Annotated in this window: 21 protein-coding genes; 12 read left to right on the top strand and 9 right to left on the bottom strand. The window is 68.3% G+C overall.

Annotated features, from left to right (window positions below; genetic code table 11):
* The first annotated feature begins 35 nt into the window (after positions 1-35).
* The gene (locus tag JWS13_RS16700) at positions 36-731 is read left to right on the top strand and encodes a TetR/AcrR family transcriptional regulator (protein WP_087556856.1); all 696 of its coding nucleotides are present in this window, start codon (positions 36-38) and stop codon (positions 729-731) included.
* Positions 732-763: 32 nt separating this feature from the next.
* On the top strand, positions 764-3,064 hold the full coding sequence (locus JWS13_RS16695) for a serine/threonine-protein kinase (RefSeq protein ID WP_420855007.1): 2,301 nt from the start codon (positions 764-766) through the stop codon (positions 3,062-3,064).
* On the opposite strand, the gene JWS13_RS16690 is transcribed toward JWS13_RS16695, so the two are convergent.
* The gene (locus JWS13_RS16690; protein ID WP_206006633.1) at positions 3,054-4,328 is read right to left on the bottom strand and encodes an Nramp family divalent metal transporter; all 1,275 of its coding nucleotides are present in this window, start codon (positions 4,326-4,328) and stop codon (positions 3,054-3,056) included. The genes JWS13_RS16695 and JWS13_RS16690 overlap by 11 nt on opposite strands.
* A 167-nt stretch (positions 4,329-4,495) precedes the next feature.
* Between JWS13_RS16690 and JWS13_RS16685 the strand changes: the two genes are divergently transcribed.
* Positions 4,496-5,674, top strand: a complete 1,179-nt coding sequence (locus JWS13_RS16685) for an acyl-CoA dehydrogenase family protein (RefSeq protein ID WP_206006632.1) — start codon at positions 4,496-4,498, stop codon at positions 5,672-5,674.
* A 37-nt stretch (positions 5,675-5,711) separates the two neighbouring features.
* On the opposite strand, the gene JWS13_RS16680 is transcribed toward JWS13_RS16685, so the two are convergent.
* The 3 genes from JWS13_RS16680 to pdxR form a co-directional block, all read right to left on the bottom strand.
* The gene (locus JWS13_RS16680; RefSeq protein ID WP_206006631.1) at positions 5,712-7,013 is read right to left on the bottom strand and encodes a bifunctional o-acetylhomoserine/o-acetylserine sulfhydrylase; all 1,302 of its coding nucleotides are present in this window, start codon (positions 7,011-7,013) and stop codon (positions 5,712-5,714) included.
* 40 nt (positions 7,014-7,053) lie between these two features.
* Entirely contained in the window at positions 7,054-7,581 is a 528-nt protein-coding gene (locus tag JWS13_RS16675) for an OsmC family protein (protein WP_087556852.1), read from the bottom strand.
* A 232-nt stretch (positions 7,582-7,813) separates the two neighbouring features.
* Positions 7,814-9,217 carry a MocR-like pyridoxine biosynthesis transcription factor PdxR gene (gene pdxR, locus JWS13_RS16670; RefSeq protein WP_206006630.1) on the bottom strand — a complete coding sequence of 468 codons (1,404 nt, stop codon included), beginning with the start codon at positions 9,215-9,217 and terminating at the stop codon, positions 7,814-7,816.
* 49 nt (positions 9,218-9,266) lie between these two features.
* On the opposite strand from pdxR, the gene JWS13_RS16665 reads away from it, so the two are divergent.
* Positions 9,267-9,725: a carboxymuconolactone decarboxylase family protein gene (locus tag JWS13_RS16665; RefSeq protein ID WP_206006629.1), complete on the top strand. Its 459-nt coding sequence runs from the start codon at positions 9,267-9,269 to the stop codon at positions 9,723-9,725.
* Between the two features lie 4 nt (positions 9,726-9,729).
* Here JWS13_RS16665 and hppD read toward each other — a convergent pair whose 3' ends face one another.
* Positions 9,730-10,935: a 4-hydroxyphenylpyruvate dioxygenase gene (hppD, locus tag JWS13_RS16660; RefSeq protein WP_206006628.1), complete on the bottom strand. Its 1,206-nt coding sequence runs from the start codon at positions 10,933-10,935 to the stop codon at positions 9,730-9,732.
* A 217-nt stretch (positions 10,936-11,152) separates the two neighbouring features.
* Between hppD and JWS13_RS16655 the strand changes: the two genes are divergently transcribed.
* On the top strand, positions 11,153-11,800 hold the full coding sequence (locus JWS13_RS16655; RefSeq protein WP_124395033.1) for an IclR family transcriptional regulator: 648 nt from the start codon (positions 11,153-11,155) through the stop codon (positions 11,798-11,800).
* Between the two features lie 5 nt (positions 11,801-11,805).
* Here JWS13_RS16655 and JWS13_RS16650 read toward each other — a convergent pair whose 3' ends face one another.
* Positions 11,806-12,348: a gamma carbonic anhydrase family protein gene (locus tag JWS13_RS16650; RefSeq protein WP_206006627.1), complete on the bottom strand. Its 543-nt coding sequence runs from the start codon at positions 12,346-12,348 to the stop codon at positions 11,806-11,808.
* A gap of 212 nt (positions 12,349-12,560) precedes the next feature.
* On the opposite strand from JWS13_RS16650, the gene JWS13_RS16645 reads away from it, so the two are divergent.
* The 4 genes from JWS13_RS16645 to JWS13_RS16630 all read left to right on the top strand — a co-directional run bounded on the left by JWS13_RS16645 (position 12,561) and on the right by JWS13_RS16630 (position 18,573).
* A complete protein-coding gene (locus JWS13_RS16645; protein WP_206006626.1) occupies positions 12,561-13,778 on the top strand; it encodes a CaiB/BaiF CoA transferase family protein in 1,218 nt (405 codons plus the stop codon).
* A 14-nt stretch (positions 13,779-13,792) separates the two neighbouring features.
* Positions 13,793-14,662, top strand: coding sequence for a hydroxymethylglutaryl-CoA lyase (locus JWS13_RS16640; protein ID WP_206006625.1), 870 nt, complete (start codon positions 13,793-13,795; stop codon positions 14,660-14,662).
* A 28-nt stretch (positions 14,663-14,690) separates the two neighbouring features.
* On the top strand, positions 14,691-16,073 hold the full coding sequence (locus JWS13_RS16635; protein ID WP_206006624.1) for an SLC13 family permease: 1,383 nt from the start codon (positions 14,691-14,693) through the stop codon (positions 16,071-16,073).
* Between the two features lie 223 nt (positions 16,074-16,296).
* Positions 16,297-18,573, top strand: coding sequence for a SulP family inorganic anion transporter (locus JWS13_RS16630; RefSeq protein WP_206006623.1), 2,277 nt, complete (start codon positions 16,297-16,299; stop codon positions 18,571-18,573).
* Position 18,574: 1 nt separating this feature from the next.
* On the opposite strand, the gene JWS13_RS16625 is transcribed toward JWS13_RS16630, so the two are convergent.
* Both JWS13_RS16625 and JWS13_RS16620 read right to left on the bottom strand, forming a co-directional pair.
* Complete coding sequence (locus tag JWS13_RS16625) at positions 18,575-19,471, bottom strand: AurF N-oxygenase family protein (RefSeq protein ID WP_124395039.1); 897 nt, start codon at positions 19,469-19,471, stop codon at positions 18,575-18,577.
* A 99-nt stretch (positions 19,472-19,570) separates the two neighbouring features.
* Positions 19,571-21,076 carry an MFS transporter gene (locus JWS13_RS16620; RefSeq protein WP_241032587.1) on the bottom strand — a complete coding sequence of 502 codons (1,506 nt, stop codon included), beginning with the start codon at positions 21,074-21,076 and terminating at the stop codon, positions 19,571-19,573.
* Between the two features lie 164 nt (positions 21,077-21,240).
* Between JWS13_RS16620 and JWS13_RS16615 the strand changes: the two genes are divergently transcribed.
* Entirely contained in the window at positions 21,241-21,912 is a 672-nt protein-coding gene (locus JWS13_RS16615) for a TetR/AcrR family transcriptional regulator (protein ID WP_206006621.1), read from the top strand.
* Between the two features lie 203 nt (positions 21,913-22,115).
* Here JWS13_RS16615 and JWS13_RS16610 read toward each other — a convergent pair whose 3' ends face one another.
* Positions 22,116-23,171, bottom strand: coding sequence for an adenylate/guanylate cyclase domain-containing protein (locus tag JWS13_RS16610; protein ID WP_206006620.1), 1,056 nt, complete (start codon positions 23,169-23,171; stop codon positions 22,116-22,118).
* 101 nt (positions 23,172-23,272) lie between these two features.
* On the opposite strand from JWS13_RS16610, the gene JWS13_RS16605 reads away from it, so the two are divergent.
* Together JWS13_RS16605 and JWS13_RS16600 are read left to right on the top strand one after the other, a co-directional pair.
* On the top strand, positions 23,273-23,989 hold the full coding sequence (locus tag JWS13_RS16605) for a DUF6319 family protein (protein WP_206006619.1): 717 nt from the start codon (positions 23,273-23,275) through the stop codon (positions 23,987-23,989).
* A gap of 122 nt (positions 23,990-24,111) precedes the next feature.
* Entirely contained in the window at positions 24,112-24,765 is a 654-nt protein-coding gene (locus tag JWS13_RS16600) for a S1 family peptidase (protein ID WP_124395044.1), read from the top strand.
* Positions 24,766-24,833: the final 68 nt, after the last annotated feature.

The following is a 24,833-nucleotide window of genomic DNA, read 5'->3' as shown; positions in this document are numbered from 1 at the left end:
GTCCAGTCAACAGTCGGATGGGTAACGTATGGGCGATGCCGGACAAAGTGGAAACCGCCGCGTCGCCCCAGGGTGATGGCCGCGCCACGCGCTGGGAGGACCACAAGGCGGAACGCCGCAGCCGGATTCTCGAAGCCGCGATGGAGGCCATCAACGAGGACGGCCCCGACGTGGGCGTCCAGCAGATCGCGAACCGCGCCGACGTGCCGCGGTCGGTGGTCTACCGGATCTTCACCGATCGCGGCGACCTCGACGAGCAGTTGCGCGGCCGCATCATCGAACGGCTGATGGCGGACCTCGCTCCCACGTTGACCCCCGAGGGGACCGTCGGCGAGGCGATCGCGCGCGCGGTCGAGACGTACCTGCGGTGGATCGTGGAATACCCGCGGCTCCACCAGTTCCTCGGCACTGGATCGCCGAGCAGGCGCACCACCGGTTCGCGTGTGGTGACGGGCACGAAGACCGCGATCGCGCTCCAGCTGTCGGGTCTGCTCGCCACTGTCCTCGACGCGGTCGCCGGCAACTCCGATCTCGCCGAGTCGCTGGCGTTCGGGTTGGTGGGACTCGTCGACGCCAGCGTCAACAGGTGGCTGAGCAACCCGCAGTCGCCGCTCGGCAGCGACGACCTCGCCGAGTTCCTCGAGGTGTCGATCTGGCAAGTGCTGCACGGCAATCTGACGCGGATCGGCGTCACCATCGACCCGTCGACCCCGGTGTCGGAACTGCAGTAGTCGGACGGGCATGGCCAGCTACCATGGCTTTCATGCCCTCCCGGCGAGGTTCACCGGCCGCTTCCGAGCAGGCCTGGGTGTCGGACACGGCGGTCGGCGACGCCGTCGCGCGCTTCGCCAGTGCCTGGGAGTCCTCGTCGTCCGCACCCGATCTGGTCGCGTATCTGCCCGTCTCTCCAGCACTCCGCCGGGTCACGCTCGTCGAACTGATCAAGGTCGACCTGGAGAAGCGCTGGCTGCGCGGCGACCACCCGAAGCGGCTGGCGCAGTACTGCGAGGAGCTGCCCGAACTGCGGCGGTGGCCGCTGCCACCGGACCTGCTGTACGAGGAGTTCCACATCCGGCAGCGCAGCGGCGAGCCGGTCGAGGCGAGCGAATACACGCTGAGCTTCCCGGCGCAGGCGGACGAACTCGAAGAACTGCTCGGCACCGGCGAATACCAGAGCACCCTGCTCCACCGCGGGGAACCGGCGTCGACGGTGTCCGCAGGGGATGCAGGCGCGCTCGACGACCTCGAGGTCGGCCGTCGGATCGACGACTTCGACCTCGTGACCCTCCTCGGCCGGGGCGCGTTCGCGCGGGTGTTCCTCGCCCGGCAGCGGTCGCTGCAGCGGATGGTCGCGGTGAAGATCTCCGAGGATCACGGCACCGAACCGCAGACCCTGGCCCAGTTCGACCACGACTACATCGTCCGGGTCTTCGATCAGCGACTTCTCGCGGGCCGCGACCTGCGACTGCTGTACATGCAGTACGTGCCGGGGGGAACGCTGCTCGACGTGGTCGCGCGGGTGCGGGAGACGCCGCCGGAATCGCGCAGCGGCGCCGTGCTGCTGGACGCGATCGACCGGGCGCTGGTCGGCCGGGGCGAGATCCGGCCCAGCGAATCCGGGGTGCGCCAGGAGATCGCGACGCTGACCTGGCCCGAGACGGTGGCCTGGCTCGGCCGCAGGCTCGCGCACGCCCTCGACTACGCGGGCGCGCACGGCGTACTGCACCGCGACGTCAAACCCGCCAACGTGCTGCTGACGGCGGAGGGTGTCCCGAAGCTGGCCGATTTCAACATCAGTTTCAGCGGCAACATCGCCGGTGCCAGTCCGGTCGCCTATTTCGGCGGTTCGCTGGCCTACATGTCACCGGAACAGCTCGAGGCGATCCACCCGGACCGGCCGGGGACCCCCGGCGACCTCGACACCCGCAGCGACCTGTACTCGCTCGCCGTCGTCCTGTGGGAGTTGCTGACCGGCGCAAGGCCTTTCGACGACAGCGACGCCGAGTTGCACTCCCACCCGCCCGGCGACCGCACCACCCTCGACGCGATGCTCGCGCGGCGCCGGGGACACGACGAACCGGCTGCGGGCGAACTGCCCGCCGACTGCCCGAACGCGCTGCGGCGGGTGCTGCTCAAATCGCTGGCACCGGAACCGAAGGACCGGTACTCCTCCGGCGCCGAACTCGCCCAGCAGCTCGACGTCTGCCTCGACGCCCACGCCCGCGATCTGGTCGACCCGCCGCCGGGGAGCTGGCGCCTGCGGATGCGCCGGTGGACGCACCCGATCATGTTCCTGGCCATCGCCGTTCCCAATTTCCTGGCCATCCTCTACAGCTACCACCACAACAGCACCCTGATCATCAGCAAGCTGCCGCCCGACGCGCAGGAGAACTTCGTGCGGATCACCCGGATCGACTACACGATCGCGTTCCTGATCGGGACCGTGGGCACCGTGTCGATGGTGATCTACCTGACGGTGGTGGCGGCCGGTCTGCGCCGGGGGCGGGTGTACTCGGGCGCGCAACTCGCGCGTGCCCGCAAGGACACTCTGCTGCTCGGCCAGCGGTGCGCCCTGCTGTGCCTCGGGCTGTGGGTGGTCACCGGCATCATCGTGCCGATCACGCTGGAGGTGAGCGGCAGTGAGGTTCCGTGGAACACCGTCGTCCACTTCACCGCGTCACAGCTGGTCTGCGGGGCGATCGCCGTGGTCTACCCGTTCTTCTTCGTGAACTTCTACGCCGTGCGCTGCCTCTACCCGGTCTTCCTGCGGCACGGCGAGATCAGTGCCTCGGACGCCCGGATGCTGCGGCGGCTGGGGCGGCGCAGCACGTTCTTCCTCGCCGCGGCCGCCGCCGTGCCGCTGCTCGGGGTCGCGGGAGCCACGTTCATTCCGCCGGAGGACATGCCCCGGGTCATCGTCGCGCTCCGCGTCCTGTGCGTCGGCAGCGTCGTCGCGTTCCTCGGGGCCTACTGGATGTTCCGGATGCTGTCGGAGGACCTGCAGGCCCTGCAGCGTGTCGTGTCCGGCGCGCCGCGGCACGAACGATCCGGTCTCAACCCGTGAACGTCAGCCAGAGCAGCGACACGTTGAGCACGACGATCAGCGCCGCCGCCACCCAGGCGGCGACCGTGGTGGCCGTCGCGTTGCGGTGGACGCCCATCAGGTCGCGGTCGGACGTCATCCGCACAAGGGGGACGACTGCGAACGGGATGCACAGGCTGAGGACCACCTGACTGAGGACCAGCGCGAACGTGGGGTCGACGCCGGCCGCCAGCACGACCAGCGCGGGGATCAGGGTGACCACCCGGCGCAGCAGCAGCGGAATGCGCATCGACAGCAGTCCGTACATGATCTCGGAGCCGGCCGCGCAGCCGATCGACGTGGAGGCCAGACCGGACGCCAGCAGGCCCACGGCGAAGATGACCGCGACGGTGGGGCCGAGCGAGTTCTGGATGGCGGCGTGCGCGCCATCGATCGAATCGGTGCCGGGAATGCCGCGCAGGGCCGACGCGGCGAGCAGCAGCATGCCGATGTTCACGGCACCCGCCACGATCAGCGCACCGACCACGTCCCACTTCGTGACCCGCAGCAGCCGCGCGAGGCGGGGGCCTTCGAGGTCGTTCCCGTGCCGGTCGCGGGCGAGGGCGGAGTGGAGGTAGATCGCGTGCGGCATCACGGTGGCGCCGAGCATGCTCGCGGCGAGCAGCACCGTCTCGGTGCCCTCGAACCGCGGCACGAGGCCGGCGAGTGCGTCCGGGCCCGACACGTCGGTGAAAGCGAGTCCGGTGAGGAACCCGACGGTGATGATCGTGAGGAGGCCGATCACGACGAACTCGAACGTCCGCTGACCGCGGCGGCTCTGGATCGACAGGATGCCCATCGACACGACACCCGTGATGAGGCCGCCGACGAACAGGGGGACGCCGAACAGGAGATTGAGCGCGATCGCGCCGCCGATCACCTCGGCGAGGTCGGTGGCGATCGCCATCGCCTCCGCCTGCAACCAGAACGCGCGACGGTTGCCGGTCCGCAGGCGCGTGCCCAGCATCTCCGGCAGCGATTTTCCGGTGACGAGGCCGAGCTTGGCGGACAGGTATTGCACCAGCACGGCCATGGCATTGGCGAGCACGAGCACCCAGACGAGCAGGTACCCGTACTTCGCGCCCGCGGTGAGGTTGGCGGCCACGTTGCCGGGGTCGACGTACGCGATGGCCGCCACGAAGGCCGGTCCGAGGAGCGCGACCGTTCGGAGACTGCCCTTGCGGGACCGCCTGCGGCGCGGGAGGAGAGGGCTGGGGGCCTCGATGCTCACGGAGCTCCTGATCATGGTCGCGGGATCTACCTGCTGATTCGTATCTCCGCACTATAGATTTAGGTGCTACGAACTTTCAAGTGCGGAGTGTGGATCGGTTCCGAATCGGCACGCCGGGGCTATATTGACTAGAACGTGTTCTACTCACGATGTGTTCGAGTCACGGCGGAAGGGGAGTCTCGATGGGTCAGGTTCTCGACAGAATCGAAGCCGTCGCCGAGGAGATTCGCGGGCAAGCCGTCCGGTCGGAGACGGAGTGCCGGCTCACCGACACCGCCGCCGGCCTCCTGCGCGACTCCGGGGCGATCCGGCTGCTGCAGCCCAAGCTGTACGGCGGCCTCGAGGTGCACCCCCGCGAGTTCGCCGAGACCGTGATGGGGATCGCCGCACTCGACGGCGCGAGCGGGTGGGTCGCCGGGATCGTCGGCGTGCACCCGTGGGAACTGGCGTTCGCCGCCCCGCGGGTGCAGGAGGAGATCTGGGGCGAGGACAACGACACGTGGATGGCGTCGCCGTACGCGCCCATGGGTGTCGCGACACCGGTCGACGGCGGATACGTCCTGAACGGCCGGTGGTCGTTCTCGTCGGGCACCGACCACTGTCAGTGGGCGTTCCTCGGTGCGATGGTCGGCGACGGTGAGGGCGGCATCGCGCTGCCGCCGTCGTCGCTGCACGTGATCCTGCCGCGCAGCGACTACCAGATCGTCGAGGACACGTGGGACGTCATCGGACTGCGCGGAACGGGCAGCAAGGACGTGATCGTCGAAGGGGCGTTCGTCCCCGGTTACCGGACGCTGAGCGCGTCGAAGGTGATGGACGGGCGGGCGCAGAAGGAAGCGGGCAGACCGGAACCGCTGTTCAACATGCCTTACTCGTGCATGTTCCCGCTCGGCATCACCGCCGCCGTCATCGGCATCACCGAGGGCGCGCTGGCCTGCCACATCGCCGTGCAGAAGGACCGTGTCGCGATCACGGGCCAGAAGATCAGGGAGGACCCGTACGTCCTCAGTGCGATCGGGGAATCCGCCGCGGAGATCAAGGCGTCCCGGGTCTCGCTCATCGAGACCGCCGACCGGTTCTACGACAAGGTCGACGCGGGCAAGGAGGTCACGTTCGAGGAGCGTGCGATCGGACGCCGCACCCAGATCGCCGCGGCCTGGCGTGCGGTGCGTGCCGTGGACGAGATCTTCGCGCGCGCCGGCGGTGGCGCGCTGCACTACAAGACTCCGATGCAACGGTTCTGGCGGGACGCGCACGCCGGTCTCGCGCACGCGGTCCACGTGCCAGGGCCTACCAACCACGCGAGCGCACTCACCCAGCTCGGCGGCGAACCGCAGGGAATGATGCGCGCGATGATCTGAACACCGGGAGGCCGAGTCTCGGCCTCCCGGCACCGGATCAGACTGCGGCCGCGGCGAATCCGGTCTCGAGGTCGGCGAGGATGTCGTCGATCCCCTCGATGCCGACGGCGAGGCGGACCAGTCCGGGCGTCACACCGGCAGCGAGTTGCTCCTCCGGGGTGAGCTGCGAGTGCGTCGTCGACGCCGGGTGGATCACCAGCGAGCGCACGTCACCGATGTTCGCGACGTGGCTGTGCAGGGTGAGCGCGTTGACGAACTTCTTGCCGGCGTCGACGCCGCCCGCCAGTTCGAACGTCACGATCGCACCCGGACCCTTCGGGGTGAGCTGCCGTGCGCGCTCGTGCCACTGCGAGGACGCCAGACCCGCGTACGACACGGACGTCACGTCCGCGCGCGCCTCGAGGAACTCGGCGACCTTCTGTGCGTTGGCGACGTGCCGCTCCACCCGCAGGCTGAGGGTCTCGATGCCCTGGGCGATGAGGAACGCGTTGAACGGGGCGACCGCCGAGCCGAGGTCGCGTAGCAACTGCACGCGTGCCTTCAGTGCGTAGGCCGGGGCGCCGAGGTCCGCGAACACGACGCCGTGGTAGCTCGGGTCCGGGGTGGTGAAGTTGCCGTGCCTGCCCTGGGTCCAGTCGAACGTGCCGCCGTCGACGATGACGCCTGCGATGGCCGTGCCGTGGCCGCCGAGGTACTTGGTGGCCGAGTGCACCACGATGTCCGCCCCGTGCTTCAGCGGCTGCAGCAGATACGGTGTGGCCACCGTGTTGTCGACGATCAGCGGGATCCCGTTGTCGTGGCCCACCTTCGAGATTCCCGGGATGTCCAGGATGTGGTTCTTCGGGTTGGCGATCGTCTCACCGTAGAACGCCTTGGTGTTCGGGCGGACGGCGCTGCGCCACTGCTCGAGGTCGTCCGGATCCTCGACGAACGAGACCTCGATGCCGAGCTTGGGCAGCGTGTAGTGGAAGAGGTTGTACGTGCCGCCGTACAGGTACGGGCTGGAGACGATGTGGTCGCCGGCCTCCGCGAGGTTCAGTACCGCAAAGGTTTCCGCGGCCTGCCCGGACGACAGCAGCAGGGCGGCGACGCCGCCTTCGAGAGCGGCGATGCGCTGCTCGACCGCGTCCTGGGTGGGGTTCATGATGCGGGTGTAGATGTTGCCCGGTTCGGCCAGACCGAACAGCGCGGCAGCGTGATCGGTGCTGTCGAACGTGTACGAGGTGGTCTGGTATATCGGCAGCGCCCGCGCCTTGGTGGTCGCGTCGGACGTCTGCCCGGCGTGGATCTGCTTGGTCTCGAACGACCAGTTGGCGGTGGGATCGATGCTCTCGGTCACGAGTGGAGTCCTCCGGATTCGGTGCAGTGGATGTGATGAATCAGTTGTCGCCGGTGAGTGTTTCGACCACGGTGTGGACCGGGGTCGGATTGCGGGTGAGGTCGAGGACGGGGCAGTGCGCGTCGACCGCTTCCTGCAGTTCGAGGTAGCGCTCCCGCGGTTCCGGGCCGGTCAGCGTCACGACGACGCGCACCTCGCCGAATCCGGGGCGGACGGCGTCGTCGAAGCCGAAGAATCCGCGCACGTCGAGGTCGCCCTCCGCGCGCGCCGAGATGTCGTCGACACGGACACCGAGTTTCTCGGCCCAGAAGCGGTACGTCACCACCTGGCAGGAGAGCAGTGAAGCCAGGTAGTACTCCACGGGATTGGCGGCGGAGTGCTCGCCGCCGAGCGCGGGCGGCTCGTCCACCTCGACGCTGTACTTGCCGAGCGAGACGGTGCTCGCGACGGCGTCGTGGGCCTGCGCGGAGGCGGTGAAGACGACGTGGGCGTTCGCGGAATCCTGCGACACGGCGTCGCGGGTGGCACTGATGACGGACGTGAGATGTGAAACGGATGCAGTGGTCACGAGTTACGAATCCTTCGAAAACGTGGGTGTGCAGAGACAACCCGGCGTGGGAGAACATCACGCCGGGACGGGTCCGATCAGGAGATCGGACACCCCGAGGTACACACCAGTGCGAAATCGACGTGGCGGCGCCGCGTCAGCAGCTCGCCTGAGTCGATCACTCCGGATTCGGTCACGGATCAGACTGTAACCGCACGACGCGCATTCCGACCAGTCCCATAGGAAATTCTGCTCACGGAGTGGGCAGCGCGCGGCACAGGGCGTCGAGCGTGGCGGCGAAACGGGCGGACGACGGCGTGCTGTAGCCGACGACGAGCCCGTCCGGCCGGTCCGCGGGACCGTCCGGGTGACGGAACGTGCGCAGGCCCTCCACCGCGAGACCGAGGGCCGCGGCCCGGCCGAGAGTGGGCGCCTCGGTCCCGGCCGGAAGTTCGAGGACGGCGTGCAGACCGGCCGCGATGCCGGTGACGTGCACGTGCGGTGCACGCGCGGCGAGCGTCTCGACGAGGGTGTCGCGCCGGCGGCGGTACAGGGTGCGCATCCTGCGGACGTGCCGGTCGAATGCGCCCCGCTCGATGAAGTCCGCCAGGGTCAGCTGGTCCGTCGCGCTGACCCACCTCTCGTATATACCCTTGACGGCCAGGACGTCGTCGATCAGGCGTTCCGGCAACACCATCCACCCCACCCGGATGGCGGGAGAGAGGGTCTTGCTCACGGTGCCCAGGTACGCCACCTGTTCGGGGGCCAGACCCTGCAGGGCGCCGACGGGCTGGCGGTCGTACCGGAACTCCCCGTCGTAGTCGTCCTCGATCACGATCCCCCCGGTCGTGCGCGCCCATTCCACGAAAGCCGTTCTCCTGCTCGGGTGGAGCGGACCTCCGGTGGGGAACTGGTGGGCCGGGGTGAGCAGTGCCGCGGACAGGCGCGTACCCGTCGCGTCCGGGGGCTGCGCGCCGTGGGCGTCGAGGTGCAGGGGCACGGTGACGGCGCCGGCGTCGCCGAGCAGTTCGCGATGAAAGTGCAGCCCGTACCCTTCGACGGCGACCGGTCCCTGCACGGCGCGGGCGAGCAACCACAGTCCGTGCCCCGAACTCGCACAGACCACGATGCGGTCGGGATCGGTGCGGACCCCTCGAGCGCGGGAGAGGTATTCGGCGACCGCGCGGCGCAATTCGGGGCGGCCCCGCGGATCGCCCGGACCGAACGCGTCGTGGGGTGCCGCGGTGAGTGCCCGGCGCGCGGACGCCATCCAGGCGGCACGTGGAAACTCCGCGACGTCGGGCGAACCGGGCAGCAGACTCCACTCGGGCCGGGGTGCGGCCGCCGAGCGGGTGTGCGAGCGGTTGGCGGGCTCGCCTGCCCGATCGGCGACCCGAGTGCCCGATCCCTGCCGCGCCGTGAGCCACCCCTCCGCGACGAGTTCGGAGTACGCGTCGGCGACGGTGTTGCGGGCGACGCCGAGGTCGAGGGCCAGCGCGCGGGACGGCGGGAGGGTGGTACCCGCGACGAGCCGTCCCGAGCGAATCGACTCACGCAGCGCGGACACCAGCGTGGCGCGCACACCGGAAGACCGTCCACCGGCGGGCAGGTCGAGGTGAAGGTCGCGGCCCAGACCCAAATTGGCCCAAGATTCCATGCCCGAATTGAACCATGGCGATGGGCTATTTCGCGCCTACTGTTCTCCTATGACCACAACAGAGCGCAAGACCCGAGTCGACCTCGCCCGCAAGGCCCCCGCCGTCTACAAGGCGATGATCGCCCTCGACGCCGCCGCCCGGCAGGGCCTCGACCCGGAACTCGTCGAACTGGTGCTCACCCGGTGCTCCCAGATCAACCACTGCGCGTGGTGCATCGACATGCACACCGCCGATGCCCGCAAGATCGGCATCAGCGAACAGAAGCTGTTCCTGCTCGGCGCGTGGGAGGAAATGCACGGCCTGTACACCGACAAGGAGCGCGCCGCGCTCGCCCTCGCCGAGTCGATCACCGTGCTGACCGACGGCTTCGTCCCGGACTCGGTGTACGAGGAGGCGGAGGAGCATTTCGACGAGACCGAACTGGCCCAGCTCATCTCGCTGGTGCTCACGATCAATGCGTGGAATCGCATCGCCGTCAGCACCCGCAAGATCCCGCGAGTGCGCTGAACGCTCAGAAGTTTCCGCGGGCGGCTTGTTCGCGTTCGATGGCTTCGAAGAGGGCTTTGAAGTTGCCGATGCCGAAGCCGAGGGAGCCGTGGCGTTCGATGAGTTCGAAGAACACGGTGGGCCGGTCGACGAGGGGTTTGGTGAAGATCTGCAGCAGGTACCCGTCTTCGTCGCGGTCGACGAGGATGCCGCGTTTCTGCAGTTCCTCGATCGGGGCGCGGACGTTGCCGATCCGGGCCCGCAGTTCGGGGTCCTCGTAGTAGGAGTCGGGGGTGGCCAGGAATTCGACACCCTCGGCGGTGAGCCGGTCCACGGCGGTGAGGATGTCGTTGGTGGCCAGGGCCAGGTGCTGGGCGCCGGGGCCGCCGTAGAAGTCGAGGTATTCGTCGATCTGGGAGCGTTTCTTCGCGACCGCGGGCTCGTTGAGGGGGAACTTGACGCGGTGGTTGCCGTTGGAGACGACCTTCGACATCAGTGCGGAGTAGTCGGTGGCGATGTCCTCGCCGACGAATTCGGCCATGTTGGTGAAGCCCATGACCCGGTTGTAGAAGTCGACCCAGTGGTCCATCCGGCCGAGTTCGACGTTGCCGACGACGTGGTCGAGGGCCTGGAACAGCCGTTTGGGGGCGCCGTCGCGTTTGGTGTGGGTGGAGGTCCGCTCCTGGTAGCCGGGCAGGTAGGGGCCGGTGTAGCGGCTGCGGTCGACGAGGGTGTGGCGGGTGTCGCCGTAGGTGGCGATCGCGGCGAGGCGGACGGTGCCGTGCTCGTCGGTGATCTCGTGGGGTTCGTCGAGGATGGTGGCGCCCTGGGCGCGGGCGTGGGCGATGCACTTGTCGACGTCGGGGACGGCGAGGGCGATGTCGACGACGCCGTCGCCGTGGGTGCGGTGGTGTTCGATCAGCGGGCTCTGCGGGTCGACGGCGCCGTTGATGACGAACCGGACGGCGCCGGATTCGAGGACGAAGCTGTGGTGGTCGCGGTTGCCGGTGGTCGGTCCGGAGTAGGCGACGAGGGTCATCCCGAAGGCGGATTGGAAGTAGTGGGCGGTCTGGGTGGCGTTGCCGACCACCCAGACGACGGCGTCCCAGCCGCTGACCGGGAACGGGTCGCGGGTGCCGTCGTATTCGACGAGCCCGACCAGCTGTTCGAGCTGGCCGAGGTCGAGACCTGCCAGGCGTTCCTTGTCGGTGAGAGTCTGCTCGATCGTCATGATGGTGCCTTTCCTTGCAACGGTTTTCGGATACGGAGAAGGGGAGTGCGACTGCGTACCGGGGAAGCGGCGAATGCCTGACACAGAGGTAACCGGCCGCCGGCCCGGTCGTCAACCGGGACCCGGCCATCTAGCCGTATCGACGGATGAGAGCGGCCCCGCCCCCGCTTTCCTATACAATCTGAATACTTCAATGGGGCAATAGAAATGGACTGCGATGGTTGCGCGGAGTGAGATCGGCGTCGGAGTGCTCGCTCGCGCTGTGGCGATCCTCGATGTCGTGGAGTCGAGCCCGATGGGCGCGAGCGATCTCGCCCGCGAACTGGACCTGTCCCTGTCGACCACGTACCGGCTGGCAACGGACATGGTCAAGCACGGCCTCCTCCGGAAGGATCCGGAAGGCCGTTTCTACCTCGGTCAGCGTTTCGTCACGACGGCGCTGAGTGATCTCGCGGTCCCGGCTCTACGCGAATTAGCGGAGAAGACAGGGGAATCCGCTCAGCTGTGGGTGCGGCGGGGCGAGTCGCGGCTGTGCGCGGCCAGCGTCGACTCGCAGCACGAACTGCGGGTCGCGCTGCCGGTCGGGACGCTCGTGCCGCTACCGCAGGGGTCCAGCGGGCACGTGCTGTCCGGCGACTGGGAGGCCGACCCCGAAGCCGTGAAATCGGGTTGGTGGGTGTCGATTTCGGAACGCACACCGGGATCCGCCTCCATCAGCGCACCGGTTCGCAGGCACGGCGAGATCGTGGCCGCCGTGTGTGTGTCGGGTCCCGACGGGCGCATGGGGGAGAACCTGGGTTCCCGGATGGGCCGCGCAGTCGTCGCTGCTGCGCGGCAGATCGAGAAGTCCGTTCCCGGCGACTGACCCGCTCAGGGCGTGTCGAACGAGGTGACGTCCGCCGATCGATGTTGCTGCGCCAGTTGGCGATAGACGGCCGCGTTGGCGGCATTGTGGGCCACCTCGTCGTCGGTCAGTTCCCGGCGGACCTTCGCCGGCACACCGGCGACGAGTGAGCGCGGCGGAACCCGGGTTCCTTCGAGGACCAGCGCGCCGGCCGCGATCAGCGACTGCGTGCCGATCACCGCGCCGTTGAGAACGGTGGCGCCCATGCCCACCAGGGCGCCGTCCTCCACGGTGCAGCCGTGCAGGACGGCGTTGTGCCCCACGCTGACGTCCCGGCCGACGACCACGGGGAAGCCCGGGTCGACGTGAACGGCCACACCGTCCTGGATGTTGCTGCCCTCGCCGAGGGTGATGGAATCGCAATCGGCCCGCAGCACCGCGCCGTACCAGATGCTGGTCTCCGCGCCGAGCGTCGCCGCGCCGATCACCGCCGCGGTAGGCGCGACCCAGGCGGTCTTCTCCGCGCGCGGCGAACGTCCGTTGATCGCAACGACGTGTGGTTCTCTCACCGTTTCTCCTCCTGTCGAGCAGCGGATTCGTGCTGCATTTCGCAGCGTTCCGTCGTCCATTGTCGGGTGGCGCCGACTCCGGGCATTGCCAATTGTGACTGCTACCACTACCGTAATTCTTATCAGACGGGAAGTCAACTGCCAAATAATGAGAATACGCAGGTAGGGCTCCCGTCGACATCCGGTACAGATCGACGAGGGAGAACTCTCACATGCAGGTCCCAGAGAACGGCCCACTGCACGGCATCCGTGTACTGGAACTCGGCAACTTCATCGCAGCCCCCATGGCGAGCCGCATCTTCGCCGACTTCGGCGCCGAGGTCGTCAAGATCGAGCGGCCGGGCGTCGGCGACGAACTGCGGGGCTGGCGCCGCCGTCGTGGCGCGACGTCGATGATGTTCCGCACCATCGCCCGCAACAAGCGTTCCGTCACCCTCGACCTCCGGACGGACGAGGGCCGCGCGATCATTCTCGACCTCGCCGCCAAGTCGGACGTCGTCATCGAGAACTTCCGGCCGGGTACGCTCGAGCGGTGGGGAATCGGTCCCGACCAGCTCACGGCCGCGAACCCGGACATCGTCCTCGTGCGGATCTCCGGCTACGGGCAGACCGGCCCGTACCGGGAGCGCACGGGATTCGGCGGTGTCGCCGAGGCCTTCGGCGGGTTGCGGCACGTCACCGGCTACCCGGACCGTCAATCCGTCCGGGCGGCAGCCCCCATCGCCGACACCCTCGCCGGGCTGCACGGCGCGATCGGCGCCCTGATCATGTTGCTGGCCAAGGCGAGACAGGGCGATCATTCGGCGCCGCGGGTGGCGGACGTGGCGCTGTACGAATCGGTGTTCATGGCGATGGAATCGCTCGTTCCCGACTACGACGCGTACGGCATGGTCCGCGAGCGGACCGCAGGCAACCTGCCCGGTGTGGTACCGAGCGGGGTCTATCCGTGCGATGGCGGCTCCGTGATGATCGCCGGCAACTCGAGCGGCGTGTTCGGGCGGCTGATGCAGGCCGTGGGACGGGGCGATCTCGCCGACGATCCCGAACTGGCCGACGGGGATCAGCGATTCCGGCGTGAGGCCGAACTCGACGACGCGATCTCCTCGTGGACTTCGCAGCGGCGCCCCCGCGACGTGGTCGCCGAACTCGGCGCCGCCGGCGTGCCCGTCGGCGAGGTGTACGACGCGGTGCAGATCGCGGAGGACGAGCACTACAACGCCCGCGGCATGCTGCAGAGCCTGAAGGTGACCGTCGACGGCGAGCCCGAGGAGGTCCGGTTCCCCGGGGTCGTCCCGCAGCTCGACGGCGAACCCACGCAGATCCGCTGGGCCGGACCGGAGCTGGGTCAGCACACCGACGAGATCCTCGGCGGACTGCTCCAGCTGCCGGGCGACCAGCTCGACGACTACCGCGCCCGCAGCATCATCTGAATCGGAGGAATGAAATGACAGTCACCATAACGGATGTCGTGCTGCGGGACGGACTGCAGGACGAGGACGTGGTCGTCTCCACCGACCGCAAGATCGCCGTCGCGGACGCCCTGGTCGCCGCGGGCGTGAAGCACATCGAGGCGGCATCGTTCGTCTCGCCCACGCGGGTCCCGCAGATGGCGGATGCCGACGACGTCATCGCCCGGCTGCCCCGCACCGATCCGTCGGTCACCTACAGCGCCCTCGCACTCAACCCGCGCGGGGTGCACCGCGCCGTCGCGACCGGCATCGACGAGATCCAGGTCGTGACGTCCGCCAGCGCCGGGCACAGCACGGCGAACACGGGCCGGAATCCGGACGAGGCGCTGACCGGACTCGCCGAGGCATTGCAGAAGTACCCGGACCGGAGTTTCCTCGGAGGTGTGTCGACCGCGTTCGTCTGTCCGTTCGAGGGCATCATCGCCCCCGCCGCGCTGGTGCGGGTGGCGCGCGCGATGGCCGCGATGGGTGTGCGCCGGCTCGGGCTGGCCGACACCCTGGGAACGGCCACCACCGAGCAGGTGCTCGCATCGGCCGGGGCGGTACGCGACGCCCTCCCCGACGTCGAACTGAGCCTGCACCTCCACAACGCGCACGGTCAGGCCCTCGGCTCCGTGATCGCCGCGCACCGGCACCTCGGCATCACACACTTCGACAGCGCCATCGGAGGGTACGGCGGCTGCCCGTTCGCGCCGGGCGCCCACGGCAACCTCGCCACCGAGGAACTGGTCGCGCACCTCCACGCGCACGACATCGACACGGGAATCGATCAGCAGGCCCTCGGCCTCGCCGTCGACACCGTGAAACTTGCTCTGGCCCAAGCTCGGCCCCTCTCCGCAGTGTGACCTGCGCACTCACCCCGAAAGGCCGATCATGGTCTACGCAATCTCCATCGTCGCTCTGATCGCGATCTTCACCGTGGCGACACTCACCCCGATCAACATGGGCATCCTCGCGTTCGCCGGAGCATTCGTCATCGGCGGCTGGGTGTCCGGGATTCCGGTCGAGGACATCATCGACGCCTTCCCCGGCAGCACGTTCATCATCGTCGGCGGCATCACGCTGCTGTTCGCCATCGCGAAGACGAACGGGACCATCGACCTCGTCATCGAGGCCTCACTGCGCCTCGTGCGCGGCAGGCGCTGGGCGATCCTGTGGATGATGTTCCTGCTGTCCGGGCTGCTGATGGCACTCGGGTCCGTGCTCGCGGTCGGGATGCTCGCCCCCATCGCGATGCCCCTCGCGGCCAAGAACAGGATCAACCCGTTCCTGATGGGCATGGTCATCAGCCACGGCGCCCTGGCCTGTGCGTTCTCGCCCATCAACCTCTACGGCGCGTTCATCAACGGACTGATGGACTCCACCGGGGTGGGGGCGAACCCGCTGGTCCTGTTCGCACTGCCGTTCGTCCTCAACCTGGCCATCGCGATCGTGCTGTTCCTGATCTACGGCCGCGACCTGATCGGGCGCCGCACGCCGCGCCCCGCCGGGGTGGCAGACACCGGGGACGCGTCCGACGGGGGAGGGTTCGGTGGGTCCTCGCGCCGGTCGTCCGGTGGCGTCGCCCCGGGCAGTGGTCCGGGCGGGAACACCGCGATGCTCACCGATCGCGAGGTGATCGAGGAAGCGCTGAGTCACGAGGGCATGAAGCCGGTGAAGATGGACAGGTACCGGTTCGCGACACTCGCGGGCATCGGGTTCCTCGTCGTGGGGTCGGTTCTGTTCGGAATCGACGTCGGTGTCAGCTCGATCTGCATCAGCGCGGTACTGCTGTTGATGGCGCCCAAGTCGCACCCCAAGGTCGTCGACAACGTGGCATGGCCTGCCGTGGTGCTCGTGTGCGGAATGCTCACCTACATGGCGGTCATGACGCAGAACGGCACGCTCGACTTCCTCGGCGACGCGGCGTCGGCTCTCGGATCGCCGTTGCTGACCGCATTGATCCTCTGCTACGCGGTCGCGATCATCTCCGCGTTCGGATCGTCGATCGGCACGCTCGGCATCGCGCTGCCCCTCGCCGCGCCGATGCTCGCGATGGGGGAGGTGGGCGCCGTGGGATTCGTCGCCGCCCTGGCGTTCTCCGCGACGGTGGTCGACGTCAGCCCGTTCTCGACGAACGGCGTGATGGTGCTCGCCAACGCGCAGGTCGAGGACAAGGCGCGGTTCCAGCGCAAGATGCTCGCCTACTGCGGCCTGATCGTACTGTCGGCTCCGATGTTCGTCTGGGCGCTGGTCGTCGTGCCGACGTCCGTGTAGGTCTTCCGGGCAGTGCCGGTCACCGTCTTTCCGGGCGGTGACCGGCACTTCTCACAATTTGAGGACACCGACTGTGAACTTTACGTACTTTAATCTTCATGTAATGGACTGTTGTCCAATAGTTTTCGATTCAACTGGGCGAAAAGTACTGCCACAGTGACACATGCCACAGGATCACGTCCGTTTCGGGCGTTTCGTCGGTCTCCGCCCGTAAGGTGTCGACATGTCGTCGATCCTCGAGAACGAGAAAGCACCCCCATCCGGTGCCCCCGCCCCCGGACCGACCCGCGGCGAAAGGTGGCGAGATAACGCGCGATACGACCTACCCGCATCACTCGTCGTCTTCCTCGTCGCCCTGCCGCTGTCGCTCGGCATCGCCATCGCGTCCGACGCCCCGATCATGGCGGGCCTCATCGCCGCGATCGTCGGCGGTGTGGTCGCGGGTTCCGTCGGTGGCTCACCACTCCAGGTCAGCGGCCCCGCCGCTGGATTGACCGTGGTGGTAGCGGAATTGGTCGCCACCTTCGGCTGGAAGGCCACGTGCGCGATCACCGTCGCCGCCGGATTCCTTCAAATCATCCTCGGGCTCAGTAGAATTGCCCGCGCAGCCCTGGCCATCGCACCGGTCGTCGTCCACGCCATGCTGGCCGGCATCGGAATCACGATCGCGCTCCAGCAGATTCACGTCCTCCTCGGCGGCAGCTCGCACAGCTCGACCGTCGAGAACATCACCCAGCTGCCCGGACAGCTGACGTCCGCCCGCTACGCCGACGTCCTCGTGGGAGCGGTGGTCATCGCCGTCCTGCTGTTCTGGAAGAAGATCCCAGGCAAGCTGAAGGTGCTCCCGGGGCCGCTGGTCGCCGTCGTCGCCGCCACCGTTCTGTCCCTCGTCCTCCCGTTCGACCTCGATCGAATCACGTTGGACGGCTCCCTGTTCGACGCCGTGGCGCTGCCCTCGATGCCGGACGGCCCGTGGCTCGCCGTGGCCACCGGCGTGCTCACGGTCGCGCTGATCGCCAGCGTCGAAAGCCTGCTGTCCGCGGTCGCCGTCGACAAGATGCACGGCGGGACCCGGTCGGAGTTCAACCGGGAACTCGTCGGTCAGGGCTCGGCCAACATGATCTCGGGTCTCATCGGCGGCCTGCCGGTCACCGGTGTCATCGTGCGCAGCTCCACCAACGTCGCCGCCGGGGCGAAGACCCGGGCGTCCGCCGTGCTCCACGGCGTGTGGATTCTCGTCTTCGCCGCGCTGCTCACCGCGCTGGTCGAGCAGATTCCGATGGCCGCCCTCGCCGGACTGCTCATCGTGATCGGTATCCAGCTCGTCAAAATGGCGCACTTGCGCACGGCCCGCCGCACCGGCGACCTGTGGGTGTACGGCGTGACCGTGGCCGGTGTGGTGTTCCTGAACCTGCTCGAGGGCGTGATCATCGGTCTCGCACTCGCGGTGGTCCTGCTGCTGTGGCGGGTCATCCACCCCAAGATGCGCGCCGAACCCATCGGCTCCGAGGACTCCGGGCGGTGGCGCGTAACCGTCGAGGGGTCGTGCAGCTTCCTGTCCATGCCCGCACTGACCGGACTGCTCGCGAAGGTGCCCGCAGGAGCACACGTCACCGTGGAACTGGCGGTCGACTTCCTCGACCACGCCATGTTCGAGGCGATCGACGACTGGAAGCGGCACTACGAGAACAACGGCGGAACCGTCGTGATCGACGCGCTCGGTCCCGTCGACATGGCCGCCGTGGGTGCGTCGCCGCCGCGGCGCGGCGTCGGGGTGGCGAGCCCCCGGGGGTTCGCCCCGTGGAAGAGCTGGCAGCCGCGGCACCACGACACGGGGGAGAACGCCACACCGGCGGCGCTGCGACCCGTCCTCGCGGGAGTGTCGGAGTACCACCGGCGCAACGCGGCGCAACTGCAGCCGCACCTCGACGACCTGCACGACGGGCAGCGCCCCGACTCGCTGTTCCTCACCTGCTCCGATTCACGCATCGTGCCGAACGTGATCACCAGCAGCGGTCCCGGCGACCTGTTCACGGTGCGGAACGTGGGCAACCTGGTCCCGACCGGGAAGCAGGACGTGTCCGTCGAAGCGGGCCTGGCCTTCGCCCTCGACGAACTCGAGGTCAGCTCGGTGATCGTGTGCGGCCACTCCGGCTGCGGCGCGATGAAGGCCGTCCTGGCAAGTGCACCGGCTGATTCCGCCGGATCCGAGGGCGCCGTCGAACAGTGGCTGACGTTCGCGCAGCCGAGTCGCAAGGCGTTCCTCAGCGGTCACCCGGTCGCGCGTGCAGCAGCAGAACTGGGATTCGACGAGGTCGACCAGCTGGGCATGGTCAACGTGGCGGTCCAGGTGCAAACCCTCGGGCGTCATCCCCTCGTCGGCGCGGCGGCGGCAGAGGGCCGAGTACGCGTCGCGGGAATGTTCTTCGACATTCCGTCCGCGCGCGTACTCGAGATCACCTCGACCGGTGTGTCCTACCTGGACCACGTCCCCGCATGATTCAGAGGAGATGGACCCTCTTGTAGAGGCGCTTCGACGGGCCGCCGACGAGGCCGACGCCATCGAGGAACTGCATCAACTTGGAACCGGACGTCCGGACGGTGTCCTTGTAGTGCTGGTTGCTCTTGGCCTCGGCGGCGGCCCGCTTCGGGTCGAGGCCGGCGTTCTCGTAGACGTCCTTGCGGATCATGCTCTTCATCACGAAGTACACGACCGCGGCGGTGTTGAGGCGCTCGATCTGGAGGCGGGCCCAGCTGGCGCCCTGGATGCGTCGCCCGACCTCTTCGCGGGCGAAGCGGATGTGGCGGGCCTCTTCGAGGACGTGGATCTTGCTCACCGTGCGGGTGACGGGCTGCACGCGCTCGTCCTTCATGAAGTCGCGCTGCATCATGTCGAGGATCTCCTCGGCGGCCATCACGCTGGCGTACGCGTTGGCTCCCCGGAAGAAGCCGCCCCAGATGCGCCCGAGCTTGTGGATCACCGGGTGGGGGCCGTAGCTCGGCATGTTCAGGCGTTCGCCTGCACGGGCGAACATCACCGAGTGGCGGCACTCGTCCGCGACCTCGGTGAGGGCGAACTGCACGTGGCGTGAGTGCTTGTCGCGGCCGTACACGTCGCGCAGCAGCATCTGCATGAGAAGGATCTCGAACCACAGTCCCACGCTGGAGACGCTGGCGGCCTCGTGCTTGGTGAGTTCGATCTTCTGCTCGTCGGTCATCTCGTCCCAGAGGGCCGTGCCGTACAGCGTGCTCCACTCGGGGGTGAGACCGAACTTGTCGTCGGGGATCGGTGCTTCCCAGTCGACCTCGACCATCGGGTCGTAGGACTTGCGTGCCGACGACGCCAGCAAGCGCTGGGCGGTCTCTTCGCGGTCGGAGACGACGATCGATGCGGTCATCACTACCCCTTGATCTGTGACTAGTCGGTCAACTAACTGTGACATTCAGTTACTGATACTGAACGATACAATGACGGCGGTCACAAGGGCAACGTCCGCTCAGTCGATCTCGGCCAGTTCCTGCGGCGATTCGGCCTTCGGTACGGACCCCTTCCGCCCGGGCGCCCACACCGCGAGCAGCAGCGATGCGCCGAACAGCACACAGGCCAGCACGATGGACGCCTCGTCGAAACCCTTCAGGAACGAATCCCGGGCGAACGTCGCAAGTTGCTCACCCTGCGGCCCCGCGACATCGGCGACCTGCAGTGCCGCAGCCAGCGAACTCGACACCGGCTCCTTCGCGGCCTCCGGAACGGCGTCGACCGCGGGCTGCACATGCCTGCCGTAACCCGCGGCCAGGACGCTGCCCGCGAGCGCGACCCCGATGGCCGAGCCGATCTCGCGCGCCGTGTCGTTGACGGCCGACGCGACACCCTGCTTCTCGTCGGGAGTGTTCTGCACGATGGCCGACGTCGCGGGCGCCGTGCACAGTCCGATACCGAACGCGGCCACGATGAGCGGGGCGCACACCGCCGCGTAACTCGAATGCGCGTCGAGCCGCACCAGCAGGAGAATGCCCAGGCCGAGCAGTGCAGAGCCGGACGCGAGCAGCGGTCGCAGCCCGACGTGCGGGACGAGCATCGGCATGACCGCGGACATCGCCACCACCGGCACGGCGAGGGGAGCGAGCGCGAGCGCCGACTGCAACGGGGAGTAGTCCAGCACCAGTTGCAGGTACTGGACGAGCAGGAAGAACAGGCCCAGTGAGGCGAGGAACTGCAGGAGGAGCGACATCGACCCCGAGCCGAACGCGCGGTTGGCGAACAGCCGGACGTCGAGCAGGGGGTGCTTTCTGCGAAGTTCCACGAGGGCGAACGCGGCGGCGCAGGCGAGTCCGCCGACGAGCAGTCCGAGCACGACGGGATCCAGCCAGCCGCGTTGCGGCGCCTCGATGGTTCCCAGGACGAACAGGCCGACCGCGGCGGCGATCAGCCCGGTGCCGGGAAGGTCCAGCGGTGGGCGCTCCGTCTCGCGGGACGACGAGATGGTGAATCCCGTGACGAAGATCAGCGCGGACACCACGGTGAGGCCGATGAAGATGGCGTGCCACGACCACTTCTCGAGCAGGAATCCGGAGACCAGCAGGCCGGCGATCGCACCGGAACCGGCGACACCCGACCAGATGCCCACGGCCCGGCCCCGGTGTGCCGGGGGGAAACCCGCGGTGAGCAGCGACAGCGTGGCGGGCATGACGAGGGCGGCGCCGACACCGGCCATCGCCCGCGAACCGATGATCCACTCGGGTGCGTCGTTGACGAGGGGGATCGCGGTGGAGGCGCCGAAGATCAGCAGTCCGATCATGAGCAGCCCGCGCCTGCCGTACCGGTCGCCGAGCGCGCCCGCCGGAAGCAGCAGGGCGGCCAGCGTCAGGGTGTAGCCGTCGACGATCCATGTCAGCTGACTCTGCGTCGCACCCGTGTCGCGGGCGAGGTCGGGGAGCGCGGTGTTGAGGGCCGCCATCGCCGCGACGACGAGGGCGACCGCGCAGCACGAGACCGTGAGCATCCATATCTGCCGCAGGCTCCAGCCCGCGTGGTCCGGTTGTTCCTGCTGTGCCTGTGGTGCCTCGTTCCGAGCGTGCACGACACTCCTCCCGATAGAAATAAGACTGTCAGTATCGTTGGTAGACTGACAGTTCACAAGAGGTCGGGCAGTGGCAGGAACGGGCGGTGCAGATGACCGAGCAGGATCCCCGCAGGCAGCGCTCGCGCGCGCGACTTCTCGACGCCGCGACAACTCTCCTCGCGAAGGGCGGCACGGACGCCGTCACCATCGACGCCGTCACCAAACTGGCGAAGGTCGCTCGCGCCACGCTCTACCGGCATTTCGACAACGGCACCGAACTGGTGGCCGCGGCGTTCGGGCGGCTGATTCCGCCCGCCCCGACGGTGCCCGCCGAAGGCGACCTCCGGGACCGGCTGGTCGAGTTGATGGTCAGTCAGGCGAAACTCATCGAGAGTGCCCCCATGAACGTGACGGCGATGTGCTGGCTGGGCATGGGCCCCGCGCTGGACGACTACTCGAGCGCGGACGCCGCCCAATCGGACAAACCGGAACTGCGGACGCTCCGGCAGACGATCGTCGCGCAGTACCGGGCGGCGTTCGACCAGGTCTTCGGCACACCCGAGGCGGCGGAACGCCTCGGGAAATTCGACTACGACCTCGCCCTCGCCCAGCTCCTCGGACCGCTCGTCTTCACCCGGCTCGCCACCCTCACCCCGCTCGGACGCGCCGCGTGTGAGCAGATCGTCGACGACTTCCTCGCGGCACGCGCCGCCCAGGTCGAAGCCGGTGCCCGCCCGCCTGCGCTGCGCGAGATTCCCCCTGCTCAGGCATTATGACGTCGACAGCTCAGGCCGTCGTCATTACCGTGGCAGTGCGCGCGGCACCAGACGCCGCGCCTGTCTGATGAATGGTGTGGGAAGGTTTTTCGATGATCACTGATGCACTCAACTGGCTCCTCGGTGCGTGGGGCGGCGTCGCCGCCGGCAGCAGCGGATACTCCATCCCGCCCGGAACCCTTCCCTTCGGAAGCTGACGCTCGTCAGGCGTCCCGGTTCCGGCGCAGCACGAACTGCTCGAGCCTGCGTATTCCTCGAACGCGTCGTGGGCGTAGCTGTTTGAGGTAGTAATCGGGAGCGCCGTCGAGTTCGTGGGCGAGTTCCTCGTCGATCAGCACCGTGCCGGGACGCGCCGAACCGGTGAGTCTCGCCGCGGTGTTGACGACGGAACCGTAGAGGTCGCCGAACCGGACGAGAACCGGACCCATCGCGAGACCGACCCGCAGTTCGGGGTCCGACTCGTCCGGCAGGACCCGCTCCTGGAGTTGCAGGGCGATCTCCGCCGCATCGGCCGGCGATTCGACGGCGAACATCACCTCGTCGCCGACCGTTTTCACCACCCACCCCTGATGCCCGCCGATCACCGTCGTCGAGGCAGACTCGAAGCGTTCCAGCAGGTCCGCGAGATCCCGGGCACCGAGTTGCCGCGTCAGCGACGTGTACCCGACGATGTCCGCGAACCCGACCACCAGGGTCCGGCTCGCGACCTCCTCACCGGGATTGCCCACGTTGCGGCCCGTGGTCGAGGCGACGTGCCTGCGCCACACGTACGCCTGCAGCGATTCGACCGCCGGAAGGATCTCGGCGGTCAGCCCCCGCACCTGCTCCCGGATCGCCTGCTCGTCGCTGCCCGCCGAATCCGCGAGTTGATCGACGATGTGCGTGCTGATCAGCGACACCTGCCATTCGGCGAGCCGCGACAACGACTGACCCAGAGCGCGGGCCGCCGCCACTTCGCGTTCCGGCGAGATGATCCCCCGGTCGACGAGCGACGCGATGGTCCGCAGCGCGGCGGCGTCCCCCTCGGTGAACATGACGCTGTCGGGGTCGATATCGACCGCGAACCCCATCGACACCCACAGACGGTCCGCCCGCTCGACCGATACGCCCGCGACATCGGCGATCTCGGCCCGCGTGTACCGGCGGGGCCCGCCGAGGAGCGACTCCTCGAGATCGGCCTGAACGTCGCGTAGCAGGGTCGGTGAGATCTCCGTCGGCGTTGCCGTCTGGTCGCCGTTCTCCGGTGCTTCCGAGGTCACGTCGTTCCTCTCGTTACGTTCGATGCGGAACCGTCGGTGGGGTGTGCAAGAGTTGCGGTGCTCACGAGCGTAACCAGGAGACAGACCAGAAAGGACAGCGCATGCCGCCCCGTAGACGTTCCGGCGCCGCCGCACCGGATCACCTGACCGCGGAGAATCTCGAGACCCTCGCTGCCGCGATCGCGGAAGGCAAGCGGGCCACCGTGTATCTGCGCGAGGCCATGCCCAGCCTCGGGCTCGAGGCCGGAGCCTCGGCGAAAGTCATCTCCGTGCAAGGCAATACGGTCCAGATTCGCCCCAAGGGTGTCGACGACGAGCTCCCCTTCGAAGCCGAGGAGCTTCTGATGAGACGAATTCCGGCGGCCAAGTCGGCGCCCGCCGCCGCGTCCGCCCCCGCCGCGCCGGTCGTGCACCAGGAGATCGAACCGGGTCCGCCGCCCGCTCCCAAGGCGTCCGCCGCGAAGACCGTCGCGGTCCCGCAGCCGACCGCCGCCGCGGTCCCGAAACCCGCCGCGGCACCAGCCAAACGCACCGCCAAGAAGGTGCCGGCCGGAGTCAGCGTCACCATCCACGCCGGCGCCGACAACGACTGGAGCGTCACCGTCGCGCACGGCGCCAAGCGTCCCGGCAAGGCTGTCCCGGTGTCGCCGGACGCCGTCGAGCGCGCGGTCCGGGAACTGGGCGAGGAGACGGCGATCGAGGCCGTCGAGTCGATCATCGTGGCGGCGCGCAACCTCGCCGCGGCGCGGGTGGACGAGCTGAGCCGGCAACTCGAGGACGCCCGGAAAGCGCTGGAGGCCCTCGGCGCGGGCGAGTAGTCCCGGAGCGGGCAACGGCCGCGGTCTCTACATCCGCATTCCCCCACGCAGGTCTTGCGCGGGATGGGATTCTTATGGAGAGACACGCGGCCGTCGGGGCTCATTCCGGGAAGGTTCGAAAAATGTTGAAACGATTCGCGGCGGTTGTTGCGGCGACAGCGGGAATTCTGGGATTCGTTGCGGCAGGGACCGCGACAGCAGCTCCGGCCGCCGTCATGGGGGGCGGTTCGGGGATCGTGGTGAACGACGAACTGGTCTGTTCGCTCACCACCATCGGACACGACAATGCGGGCAGGCTCGTCGGCCTGACGGCGGGCCACTGCGGTGAGGTCGGCTCGTACGTGGTGCCCGAGGCCAGTCAGGACAGCGGCATCGTCGGAGAGTTCGTCATCTCCAACCCCGCCCTCGACTACGCGGTGATCCAGTTCGATCCGGCGAAGGTCGTCCCCGTCAACCGGGTCGGCGGCGTCACCATCACCCGGATCGGCGCACCGGCCGGCTTCCCCCAGGTGGCGTGCAAGGAAGGCCGCACCACGGGAAACACGTGCGGCATCGTCTACGGCGACCTCATGCAGACGGGGGAGACGTGGACCCAGGCCTGCGTGATCGAAGGTGACTCGGGCGCACCGATGGTCGTCGGCACCACCCTCGTCGCCATGGTCAACGCCTACCTCGCGGCACCGTGCATCGGCCCGGAGATCGGCACCAACCTCAATTCGATCGTCAACGACATGAACGCGAACGCCGGTCCGGGCGCCGGGTTCCGGCCGATCTAGGCGCCTTCGGCGCCCGTGAGTGGTTAACGAGTCTCTGGACTCGCTGAGCACTCACGGGCGCGGAGCGC

Source organism: Rhodococcus pseudokoreensis, from assembly GCF_017068395.1.
In the GTDB taxonomy this organism is placed as follows: Bacteria; Actinomycetota; Actinomycetes; order Mycobacteriales; family Mycobacteriaceae; genus Rhodococcus_F; species Rhodococcus_F pseudokoreensis.
The sequence above is the reverse complement of the archived record's forward strand: the minus strand, read 5'-3'. Positions and strand labels throughout refer to the sequence as shown.